This is a genomic window from Streptomyces sp. CA-288835 (assembly GCF_050936385.1).
Taxonomy (GTDB): Bacteria; Actinomycetota; Actinomycetes; order Streptomycetales; family Streptomycetaceae; genus Streptomyces.
Genome location: NZ_JBNJMW010000001.1, coordinates 8,195,874 through 8,207,580 on the forward strand (window position 1 = coordinate 8,195,874; position 11,707 = coordinate 8,207,580).

General features: G+C 63.7%; 6 protein-coding genes and 3 rRNA genes. 6 read left to right on the forward strand and 3 right to left on the reverse strand.

Annotated elements, in window-relative coordinates:
- Positions 1 to 146 precede the first annotated feature (146 nt).
- On the reverse strand, positions 147 to 686 hold the full coding sequence (locus ACQEVY_RS37075) for a YbhB/YbcL family Raf kinase inhibitor-like protein (RefSeq protein WP_432953955.1): 540 nt from the start codon (positions 684 to 686) through the stop codon (positions 147 to 149).
- Positions 687 to 733: 47 nt separating this feature from the next.
- Complete coding sequence (locus tag ACQEVY_RS37080) at positions 734 to 1,519, reverse strand: sporulation protein (protein ID WP_432953957.1); 786 nt, start codon at positions 1,517 to 1,519, stop codon at positions 734 to 736.
- A 172-nt stretch (positions 1,520 to 1,691) separates the two neighbouring features.
- Between ACQEVY_RS37080 and ACQEVY_RS37085 the strand changes: the two genes are divergently transcribed.
- The 6 genes from ACQEVY_RS37085 (at position 1,692) to ACQEVY_RS37110 (ending at position 10,323) form a co-directional block, all read left to right on the forward strand.
- Complete coding sequence (locus tag ACQEVY_RS37085) at positions 1,692 to 2,333, forward strand: DNA-3-methyladenine glycosylase (RefSeq protein ID WP_432953958.1); 642 nt, start codon at positions 1,692 to 1,694, stop codon at positions 2,331 to 2,333.
- A 523-nt stretch (positions 2,334 to 2,856) separates the two neighbouring features.
- Positions 2,857 to 4,384: ribosomal RNA gene (locus tag ACQEVY_RS37090) — 16S ribosomal RNA — on the forward strand.
- 318 nt (positions 4,385 to 4,702) lie between these two features.
- A 23S ribosomal RNA gene (locus ACQEVY_RS37095) occupies positions 4,703 to 7,826 on the forward strand.
- 105 nt (positions 7,827 to 7,931) lie between these two features.
- Positions 7,932 to 8,048, forward strand: a 5S ribosomal RNA gene (gene rrf, locus ACQEVY_RS37100).
- Together the 16S, 23S and 5S rRNA genes form the textbook arrangement of a ribosomal RNA operon.
- Before the next feature lie 53 nt (positions 8,049 to 8,101).
- Positions 8,102 to 9,586 (forward strand): hypothetical protein, encoded by a 1,485-nt coding sequence (locus tag ACQEVY_RS37105; protein ID WP_432955675.1) that lies wholly within the window; start codon positions 8,102 to 8,104, stop codon positions 9,584 to 9,586.
- A complete protein-coding gene (locus ACQEVY_RS37110; protein ID WP_432955600.1) occupies positions 9,478 to 10,323 on the forward strand; it encodes a tetratricopeptide repeat protein in 846 nt (281 codons plus the stop codon). The genes ACQEVY_RS37105 and ACQEVY_RS37110 overlap by 109 nt, the downstream gene beginning before the upstream one ends.
- Positions 10,324 to 10,387: 64 nt before the next feature.
- Here the strand turns inward: ACQEVY_RS37110 and ACQEVY_RS37115 are convergent, their stop codons facing one another.
- A complete protein-coding gene (locus ACQEVY_RS37115) occupies positions 10,388 to 11,674 on the reverse strand; it encodes a DUF1015 domain-containing protein (protein ID WP_432953960.1) in 1,287 nt (428 codons plus the stop codon).
- Positions 11,675 to 11,707 lie beyond the last annotated feature (33 nt).

Sequence of the window (11,707 nt, forward strand, 5' to 3'; positions counted from 1 at the left end):
CCAGCCCACCTCCTATGTGCACCGGCCCACCCCCTGGCGGGCTTGGATCAACTCTGGCCGGGCACGCCGAGATGGACAACGCAATAAAAAAATGCCCGCCTCTGATCAATTCCAAGACCAGAGGCGGGCAAACGTTCCGTGAACGCTCAGCTCTCCGCGGGCGCCGCGTACGCGGCGATGAGCTGCGCCCTCGCCAGCGTATGGAAACGCAAGTTGAAGCCCACGAAAGCCGGAGTGGCGTCCGCGTCAGGACCGAGCTTCTCCTGATCCACCGCGTACACGGTGAACACGTAACGGTGCGCCGGATCTCCGGGCGGCGGCGCGGCCCCACCGAAGTCCTTCGTCCCGTAGTCGTTACGCGCCTGCACGGCGCCCTCCGGCAAACCCTCGAACTTGCCGCTGCCCGCACCCGCCGGCAGCTCGGTGACCGAGGCCGGGATGTCGAACACGACCCAGTGCCAGAACCCGCTCCCCGTAGGGGCATCGGGGTCGAAGCACGTGACGGCGAAGCTCTTGGTCTCCGGCGGGAAGCCCTCCCAGCGCAACTGCGGCGAGGTGTTCCCGGCCGCGTAGACCTGAGCGTCCTTCAGCACCGCGCCCGGCTCGACGTCCTCGCTCGTCACCGCGAACGACGGCACGGTCGGATGGAAGTCATGGGGAAGCGGCGGCCTCTTGGACTCGGTCACCTCGGCACCTCCTGATCGGTTCCTTCAGTTGATCCCGAGCCTAGGCCCTAGAACCAGTTGCGCTTCGAGCCGACCTCGGACAGCCACTGGTTGAGGTACGCCGCCCAGTCGGTCCCCTGGAAGTCGTTCAGCCCCACCTTGAACGACCGGAACGTGTCGCTGCTCTCACTGAACAGACCCGGCTTCTTGTCCATCTCCAGGACGACGTCGATCTCGCGCTGATCCGCGACGAAGCTCAACTCGACCTGGTTGAGACCGCGGTACTGCTGCGGCGGGAAGAACTCGATCTCCTGGTAGAACGGCAGCTTCTGCCGCGTACCCCGGATGTGACCGCGCTCCATGTCCGCACTCTTGAACCGGAAGCCCAGCTGAATGAAGGCGTCCAGAATCGCCTGCTGCGCCGGCAGCGGATGCACACTGATCGGGTCCAGGTCACCGGAGTCCACGGCCCGCGCGATCTCGAGCTCCGTGGACACACCGATGTTCATCCCGCGCAGCGGCTGACCGTCAATGATCGTGATCGGCGTCTCCCACGGGATCTCCAGCCCGAACGGCACCGCGTGCACCGCGTTCGCCTGCAACTCGAAGGCACCGCCGAGCCGCAGCTTCGCGAACTCCATGTTCTGCTGGTGCTCCTGGTCGTCGTGACCCTCCACCTCGACCCGGGCCTGCAGCCCGACGGAAAGCCCCTCGATCTCCTGCTTCACGGACCCGCCCTGGATCCGCACCTCACCCTGAACGACGCCACCGGGAACGACATTCACCTCGGTCAGTTCTGTCTCGACCGAAGCCCCACCGGCCCCAAGGCTCGCAAGCAGCCGCTTGAACCCCATGTCTTTTCCTCCTCAGGCAACGCCTGTCTCTGTCCGGTTCTTGATCCCTACACACGCGATCCGGCCGTGTCCGGTTCCGCACCCTCTCACCCTGGCAAGCCCCACCCTGGCAAGACGGCAGTTCCCTGACCACCCCGCTCACCGTCACACGTTTCCACTACGCTCGTACGCCATGATCGCGGCCCCCGACCGTACGCCCCTGCCCCGGGAGTTCTTCGACCGCCCCGTCCTGGACGTCGCCCCCGACCTCCTGGGACGCATCCTCGTGCGCACCACCCCGGACGGACCGATCGCGCTCCGCCTCACGGAGGTCGAGGCCTACGACGGCCCCAACGACCCCGGCTCGCATGCGTATCGGGGCCGCACCGCACGCAACGACGTGATGTTCGGTCCGCCCGGCCATGTGTACGTCTACTTCACCTATGGCATGTGGCACTGCATGAACCTGGTGTGCGGTCCGGAGGGCAGGGCAAGCGCAGTCCTGCTCCGCGCCGGAGAGATCACCGAGGGTGTAGAACTCGCCCGCAAACGTCGACTTTCGGCCCGATACGACAAGGAACTGGCCAAAGGCCCCGCCCGCCTGGCCACGGCTCTGGGTGTCGACAGAGCCCTGGACGGTACGGACGCCTGCGCCCCCGAAGGCTCCCCGTTGACGCTGCTCACGGGCATACCCGTACGCGCCGACCAGGTGCGTAACGGTCCACGCACCGGTGTGGCCGGCGACGGAGGCGTCCACCCCTGGCGCTTCTGGATCGCCGACGACCCGACGGTGAGCCCTTACCGGGCCCATACGCCCCGTCGTCGCCGAACTTGACGCGTTCGTGGGCGGTCCGTAATGTAGCCCGAGCCGCTTGAACCGGGTACGGCGTTCAGCCAGCAGCCGGAAGCGGCCAACCCACTACCTACGATCTCCTCTCAGCGAGGGCGATTTCGTCACGCCTGCGTGCCGTAATTCGAACTCGCGGGACTCGATTATGAGTTGCCGGGGAGGATCGGTTAACGTAGTGAATGCCGAAAGGCCGCGAGGGAGACCTTGGAGGCTAATGGCAAATCCCCTCCGACGGGGAATCGGATCCGAAAGGATCTGGTAACGTTGGAAACACCGAAGGGAAGCCCGGAGGAAAGCCCGCGAGGGTGAGTACAAAGGAAGCGTCCGTTCCTTGAGAACTCAACAGCGTGCCAAAAATCAACGCCAGATATGTTGATACCCCGTCTCCGGCCATTCGGTCGGGAACGAGGTTCCTTTGAAGAAAACACAGCGAGGACGCTGTGAACGGCCGGGCTTATTCCGCCTGGCTGTTCCGCTCTCGTGGTGTCATCCCGATTACGGGAATACATTCACGGAGAGTTTGATCCTGGCTCAGGACGAACGCTGGCGGCGTGCTTAACACATGCAAGTCGAACGATGAACCACTTCGGTGGGGATTAGTGGCGAACGGGTGAGTAACACGTGGGCAATCTGCCCTTCACTCTGGGACAAGCCCTGGAAACGGGGTCTAATACCGGATAACACTTCCACTCTCCTGAGTGGAGGTTAAAAGCTCCGGCGGTGAAGGATGAGCCCGCGGCCTATCAGCTTGTTGGTGAGGTAATGGCTCACCAAGGCGACGACGGGTAGCCGGCCTGAGAGGGCGACCGGCCACACTGGGACTGAGACACGGCCCAGACTCCTACGGGAGGCAGCAGTGGGGAATATTGCACAATGGGCGCAAGCCTGATGCAGCGACGCCGCGTGGGGGATGACGGCCTTCGGGTTGTAAACCCCTTTCAGCAGGGAAGAAGCGAAAGTGACGGTACCTGCAGAAGAAGCGCCGGCTAACTACGTGCCAGCAGCCGCGGTAATACGTAGGGCGCAAGCGTTGTCCGGAATTATTGGGCGTAAAGAGCTCGTAGGCGGCTTGTCGCGTCGGTTGTGAAAGCCCGGGGCTTAACCCCGGGTCTGCAGTCGATACGGGCAGGCTAGAGTTCGGTAGGGGAGATCGGAATTCCTGGTGTAGCGGTGAAATGCGCAGATATCAGGAGGAACACCGGTGGCGAAGGCGGATCTCTGGGCCGATACTGACGCTGAGGAGCGAAAGCGTGGGGAGCGAACAGGATTAGATACCCTGGTAGTCCACGCCGTAAACGGTGGGCACTAGGTGTGGGCAACATTCCACGTTGTCCGTGCCGCAGCTAACGCATTAAGTGCCCCGCCTGGGGAGTACGGCCGCAAGGCTAAAACTCAAAGGAATTGACGGGGGCCCGCACAAGCAGCGGAGCATGTGGCTTAATTCGACGCAACGCGAAGAACCTTACCAAGGCTTGACATACGCCGGAAAGCATCAGAGATGGTGCCCCCCTTGTGGTCGGTGTACAGGTGGTGCATGGCTGTCGTCAGCTCGTGTCGTGAGATGTTGGGTTAAGTCCCGCAACGAGCGCAACCCTTGTCCCGTGTTGCCAGCAACCTCTTCGGAGGGTTGGGGACTCACGGGAGACCGCCGGGGTCAACTCGGAGGAAGGTGGGGACGACGTCAAGTCATCATGCCCCTTATGTCTTGGGCTGCACACGTGCTACAATGGCCGGTACAATGAGCTGCGATACCGCAAGGTGGAGCGAATCTCAAAAAGCCGGTCTCAGTTCGGATTGGGGTCTGCAACTCGACCCCATGAAGTCGGAGTTGCTAGTAATCGCAGATCAGCAGTGCTGCGGTGAATACGTTCCCGGGCCTTGTACACACCGCCCGTCACGTCACGAAAGTCGGTAACACCCGAAGCCCGTGGCCCAACCAGCTTGTCTGGAGGGAGCGGTCGAAGGTGGGACTGGCGATTGGGACGAAGTCGTAACAAGGTAGCCGTACCGGAAGGTGCGGCTGGATCACCTCCTTTCTAAGGAGCATCTAGGCGTCTGCTCTTCGGAGTCGGCGTCCAGGGCCACAACGCAGGCGAATGTTCTGCGGTGGTTGCTCATGGGTGGAACGTTGATTATTCGGCACACTTGACCTGCTCTGGGTCGCGAGTACTGCTTCGGCGTGGAAAGCGATGAGGAGGGGCGAGGGTGTCGGGCACGCTGTTGGGTGTCTGAAGGCACGGGCGATGAGCCCGGTTGTCTTCGGTTGCCGGCCCCAGTGAACTCGAACCGGATGGTTCGGGGTGGTGGGTGGTTGGTCGTTGTTTGAGAACTGCACAGTGGACGCGAGCATCTGTGGCCAAGTTTTTAAGGGCGCACGGTGGATGCCTTGGTACCAGGAACCGATGAAGGACGTGGGAGGCCGCGATAGTCCCCGGGGAGTCGTCAACCAGACTTTGATCCGGGGGTTTCCGAATGGGGAAACCCGGCAGTCGTCATGGGCTGTCACCCACTGCTGAACACATAGGCGGTGTGGAGGGAACGCGGGGAAGTGAAACATCTCAGTACCCGCAGGAAGAGAAAACAACCGTGATTCCGGGAGTAGTGGCGAGCGAAACCGGATGAGGCTAAACCGTATACGTGTGAGACCCGGCAGGGGTTGCGTGTACGGGGTTGTGGGATCTCTCTTTCACGGTCTGCCGGCCGTGAGACGAGTCAGAAACCGTATGGATAGGCGAAGGACATGCGAAAGGTCCGGCGTAGAGGGTAAGACCCCCGTAGTCGAAATCTGTACGGCTCGTTTGAGAGACACCCAAGTAGCACGGGGCCCGAGAAATCCCGTGTGAATCTGGCGGGACCACCCGCTAAGCCTAAATATTCCCTGGTGACCGATAGCGGATAGTACCGTGAGGGAATGGTGAAAAGTACCCCGGGAGGGGAGTGAAATAGTACCTGAAACCGTGTGCCTACAAGCCGTGGGAGCGTCGCACATCAAGCTTGCTTGGTGTGTCGTGACTGCGTGCCTTTTGAAGAATGAGCCTGCGAGTTTGCGGTGTGTTGCGAGGTTAACCCGTGTGGGGGAGCCGTAGCGAAAGCGAGTCCGAACAGGGCGATTCAGTAGCGCGCTCAAGACCCGAAGCGGAGTGATCTAGCCATGGGCAGGCTGAAGCGCGGGTAAGACCGTGTGGAGGGCCGAACCCACCAGGGTTGAAAACCTGGGGGATGACCTGTGGTTAGGGGTGAAAGGCCAATCAAACTCCGTGATAGCTGGTTCTCCCCGAAATGCATTTAGGTGCAGCGTCGTGTGTTTCTTGCCGGAGGTAGAGCACTGGATAGGCGATGGGCCCTACCGGGTTACTGACCTTAGCCAAACTCCGAATGCCGGTAAGTGAGAGCGCGGCAGTGAGACTGTGGGGGATAAGCTCCATGGTCGAGAGGGAAACAGCCCAGAGCATCGACTAAGGCCCCTAAGCGTACGCTAAGTGGGAAAGGATGTGGAGTCGCAGAGACAACCAGGAGGTTGGCTTAGAAGCAGCCACCCTTGAAAGAGTGCGTAATAGCTCACTGGTCAAGTGATTCCGCGCCGACAATGTAGCGGGGCTCAAGCGTACCGCCGAAGTCGTGTCATTGCAGCATGAGGGCCAACGCCCGCTGTGATGGGTAGGGGAGCGTCGTGTGCCGGGTGAAGCAGCCGCGGAAGCGAGTTGTGGACGGTTCACGAGTGAGAATGCAGGCATGAGTAGCGATACACACGTGGGAAACGTGTGCGCCGATTGACTAAGGGTTCCTGGGTCAAGCTGATCTGCCCAGGGTAAGTCGGGACCTAAGGCGAGGCCGACAGGCGTAGTCGATGGAGAACCGGTTGATATTCCGGTACCCGCTGTGAAGCGTCAAACATCGAATCCAGTGATGCTAAGCCCGTGAAGCCGCCCTGATCTCTTCGGAGTTGAGGGGAGTGGTGGAGCCGGTGACCCGATCTGGTAGTAGGTGAGTGATGGGGTGACGCAGGAAGGTAGTCCAGCCCGGGCGGTGGTTGTCCCGGGGTAAGGGTGTAGCCCGTGCGATAGGCAAATCCGTCGCACACCAGGGTGAGACCTGATGCCGAGCCGATTGTGGTGAAGTGGATGATCCTATGCTGTCGAGAAAAGCCTCTAGCGAGTTTTATGGCGGCCCGTACCCTAAACCGACTCAGGTGGTCAGGTAGAGAATACCGAGGCGTTCGGGTGAACTATGGTTAAGGAACTCGGCAAAATGCCCCCGTAACTTCGGGAGAAGGGGGGCCATTCTTGGTGATCCGTTTTACACGGTGAGCTGGGGGTGGCCGCAGAGACCAGCGAGAAGCGACTGTTTACTAAAAACACAGGTCCGTGCGAAGCCGTAAGGCGAGGTATACGGACTGACGCCTGCCCGGTGCTGGAACGTTAAGGGGACCGGTTAGTCACTCTTCGGGGTGGCGAAGCTGAGAACTTAAGCGCCAGTAAACGGCGGTGGTAACTATAACCATCCTAAGGTAGCGAAATTCCTTGTCGGGTAAGTTCCGACCTGCACGAATGGCGTAACGACTTCTCGACTGTCTCAACCATAGGCCCGGTGAAATTGCACTACGAGTAAAGATGCTCGTTTCGCGCAGCAGGACGGAAAGACCCCGGGACCTTTACTACAGTTTGATATTGGTGTTCGGTTCGGCTTGTGTAGGATAGCTGGGAGACTGTGAACTTGCCACGCCAGTGGTGGGGGAGTCGTCGTTGAAATACCAGTCTGGTCGTGCTGGATGTCTAACCCGGGTCCGTGATCCGGATCGGGGACAGTGTCTGATGGGTAGTTTAACTGGGGCGGTTGCCTCCTAAAGAGTAACGGAGGCGCCCAAAGGTTCCCTCAGCCTGGTTGGCAATCAGGTGGTGAGTGTAAGTGCACAAGGGAGCTTGACTGTGAGACCGACGGGTCGAGCAGGGACGAAAGTCGGGACTAGTGATCCGGCGGTGGCTTGTGGAAGCGCCGTCGCTCAACGGATAAAAGGTACCCCGGGGATAACAGGCTGATCTTCCCCAAGAGTCCATATCGACGGGATGGTTTGGCACCTCGATGTCGGCTCGTCGCATCCTGGGGCTGGAGTCGGTCCCAAGGGTTGGGCTGTTCGCCCATTAAAGCGGTACGCGAGCTGGGTTTAGAACGTCGTGAGACAGTTCGGTCCCTATCCGCTGTGCGCGTAGGAGTCTTGAGAAGGGCTGTCCCTAGTACGAGAGGACCGGGACGGACGAACCTCTGGTGTGCCAGTTGTTCTGCCAAGGGCATGGCTGGTTGGCTACGTTCGGGAGGGATAACCGCTGAAAGCATCTAAGCGGGAAGCCTGCTTCGAGATGAGGACTCCCACCCCCTATGAGGGGTTAAGGCTCCCAGGAGACTACTGGGTTGATAGGCCAGATCTGGAAGCCCGGTAACGGGTGGAGGTGACTGGTACTAATAGGCCGAGGGCTTGTCCTCAGCTGCTCGCGTCCACTGTGTTGGTTCTGAGACAACGAACCGTTGTCGGCTTTGAGTAGAACATTTAACTGAAGAGTGTGCTTGTTCGCTCGAAACCATTAGGGTTTCGGTGGTCATAGCGTGAGGGAAACGCCCGGTTACATTCCGAACCCGGAAGCTAAGCCTTACAGCGCCGATGGTACTGCAGGGGGGACCCTGTGGGAGAGTAGGACACCGCCGAACAATCTTTGGAGGACCTTTGGTCCCAGCGACATGCTGGGACCAAAGGTCCTTTTTTGTTTTTCCGAAGCGCGCGGGGTACTCGGCTGCGCGAGAATGACTTGCAGTACTTAAGACAGGAGTCACCATGTCCACCAACTCTCCCGACGAGCGACCGGAGCGCGATCAGCGCCGCCGGGACAGTGGTGACGGCGGCGGCTTCCGCGGGGGGCCTCGACGCGACAACGACCGTGGTGGCTACGGCCGGCGCGACGACCGTCGTGACGACCGCCGTGGTGGCGCTGACCGTAGTGGTTCCCGAGGGGACGACGGTCGCGGCGGCCCTCGGCGTGAGGGCGACCGGCCGACGTACCGCCGTGACAGCAGCGGTGGCGGTGACCGGCCGGCCTTCCGCCGTGACGACCGCCGGGGTGATGACCGCGGCGATCGCGGTGGCTTCCGCCGCGACGACAACCGTGGCGGTGGCGGCTTCCGGGGGCGTGACGATCGTGATCGTGGCGACCGTCCGGCGTTCCGTCGTGACGAACGTCCCGGTGGGCCGCGGCGCGATGACCGTCGTGACGACAGTCGGGGTGGCGGCGACCGCGATCGCGGCGGGTTCCGGCGGGATGACAACCGTGGTGGGCCTCGGCGTGACGGCGATCGGCCGCCGTACCGTCGGGACGACCGTCGCGATGATGAGCGCGGAGGGTTCCGTCGCGACGACCGCAGGGACGGCGACCGCGGTGGATTCCGCCGCGATGAAGGTCGTAGTGGCGGTGACCGTGGTGGGTTCCGTCGCGATGAAGGTCGTGGTGGTGGCGACCGTGGTGGGTTCCGTCGGGACGACAGTCGTGGTGGTGGCGACCGTCCGCCGTTCCGGCGTGACAACAGCGGTGGCGGCGACCGGTCGGCCTTCCGGCGGGATGATCGGCGTGGTGAAGACCGTGGCGAGCGCGGTGGTTTCCGTCCGGATGAGAACCGTGGTGGAGGTTTCCGGCGCGACGAGCGGCGGGGCGATGATCGTGACCGTGGCGGGGTCCGGCGGTCGGAGGACCGTCCGGCTTTCCGTCGCGACGAGCGGCGCGATGACCGGCCGGGCGGTGAGCGTGGTGCTCCCCGTCGGGATGACCGGCGAGGCGACGATCGTGGTGGCTTCCGGCGTGATGAGCAGCGGCCGGGGGAGCGCGGCGGTTACGGGCGACGTGACGACCGGCGTGACAGTGAGCGCGGGGACCGCGGTGGATTCCGGCGGGACGACAGCCGCGGTGGCTTCCGTGGTCGGGACGAGCGCGGGCGGGACGAGCGTGGTGGGCGTGGGCCGCGGCGTGAGGACGAGCGTGGGCGGTCCGGTGGTTTCCGCGGGCGGGATGACCGGCGGGGCAGCGACGACCGGCGTGGTGGCGGGCGTTTCCGTGAGGAGCGGGAGCGGGATCGTGAGCCGATCAAGCGGCTGCCGATCCCTGAGGACGTCACCGGCGAGGAGATCGACAAGGACGTACGGCAGGAGCTGCAGAGTCTGCCGAAGGGGCTTGCCGAGGATGTCGCCAAGAACCTGGTGATGGTGGCCAGGCTCATCGACGAGGACCCCGAGGGGGCGTACGGCTACTCCAGGGTCGCGCTTCGGCTGGCGTCGCGTGTGGCCGCCGTGCGCGAGGCGGCGGGCTTCGCGGCGTATGCGAACCAGAAGTACAGCGAGGCGCTTGCCGAGTTCCGGGCCGCGCGACGGATGACCGGGAACGTGGACCTGTGGCCCGTCATGGCGGACTGCGAGCGGGGTCTGGGGCGGCCCGAGAAGGCCATGGAGATGGCCGGGGCGCCCGAGGTGCAGAAGCTCGACAAAGCGGGGCAGGTCGAGATGCGGCTCGTGGCGGCCGGAGCACGGCGCGACATGGGGCAGATCGACGCGGCCATCGTGACGCTGCAGAGCCCCGAGCTTGCCTCGAATTCGGTTCAGCCCTGGACGGCGCGGCTGCGCTATGCGTACGCCGACGCGCTGCTCGAGGCGGGGCGTGAGGACGAGGCGCGCGAGTGGTTCGCGAAAGCCGTCGAGTCCGACAAGGACGGCACCACGGACGCCTCGGACCGGCTCGCCGAGATGGACGGCGTCGAGTTCGTCGATGTCTTGGACGAGGACGCCCTCGACGAGAGCGCTGACGGTCCCGAGGACGAGGCCGTGGAGCAAGCCGCAGGGTCCTTCGACGCCGCGGAGCCTGAGCCGCTCGTGAAGGACGCCGCGGACAAGGACGCTCCAGACGACAAGAACGCACCAGACGTCAGAGACGACCTGGACGACTGACGCCGGCACGAGAGGCGTACGCGCATATGGGCGGGATCCCTACGGGGACCCGCCCATACGTGTTTCAGCGCTCCAGTGCGCGCAGCACCAGGCCCGAGGCCGGCTTCGGACCGAACGATGTCGACTTGCGGGGCATCGTGACGCCCAGGCTCGCCAGTTCGCGTACGACCTCCTCGCGGACCGGGTGCATCAGGACGGCTGTGGTGCCGTCGCGTTCGGCCTTGGCGACCGTGGCGGCGGTGTCGTGGATGTACGCGATGTGCTCGGGGACGTCCGGAATGCGCCAGATGTGGTCGAGGAGTGTGGCGTGCAGGACCGTCGCGTCGAGGGTGCGCCAGGCCTCCGGGCGGTCGGCCGGGATCGTACGGGCGAGGAGGTCCGGGGAGGGGCGGTCGACCAGGTGGAAGGCGCCATCGCCCGCAAGGAGGAAGGCATTTCCCTCGGCGGCCGCTACGGAGAGGGCCTCCAGGGCTTGGGGGAGGGGGCCTTCGACGGGGCGTACGCGGAAGGCGTCGCCGAGGGCGGACAGGGCCTCCGCGACGGGGAGGTGGTGCAGGAGGCGGTGGATCGCGCGGACGCGGAGCGGGTAGCGCGCGGTGTCGACGAGGAGCACCAGGCCGAAGTCCCAGGGGCTGGGGGAGGGGTGTTCCGCGCGCAGCCGCAGGTAGGTGGCCCAGCGGTGGTGGCCGTCCGCGATGAGGGCCTGGTGGCGGGCCAGGTCCTTCTGGATCGCGGTCAAGTCCTCGGGGTCGGTCACCGACCACAGGCGGTGGCTGAAACCGTCCTCCGTGGTCGTGGCCAGGATCGGCGGATTCTGGGCGGTGCGTTCGATGACGGCGGTGCCGTCGGCGGAGTCGTTGCCGCGGTAGGTCAGGAGGAGGGGTTCGAGGTTCGCGGATGTGGCGCGCATCAGGTCCGCGCGGTCCTCGACGATGTGCGGCATGACGTCCTCGTGCGGCAGGACCACGCCCTCCGACGGCTCCGACAGGCGCAGGGCGCCTATGAGGCCGCGCTGGAGCATGCCGTCGTCGGCGCGCTGTTCGTAGACGTACAGGCCAGGTTCGGAGTCGGCGGTCAGGACGCCCTCGGCGAGCCAGCGTTGGAGGGTGTCCGCGGCCTTCTTGTTGCGGGCGGCGGGTGTGGCGGCCTGGGGGAGGATCAGGCGGACGATGTTGTGCGGGTCGGATGATTCGAGGTGGTGCAGTCCGTCGGGGCGTACGACCACGTCGTACGGCGGGGAGGTCACGGCGGACAGGCTGCCGACCCGGTCGGGGTCGTAGCGCAGGCCCCGGAACGGGGTGAGATCAAGGCCCATGGGTGCCGTTACGTCCTCGGGACCTGCAGTGTTCATTGGTGCATCGTATGAGTGTCAGTGGCATGCGCG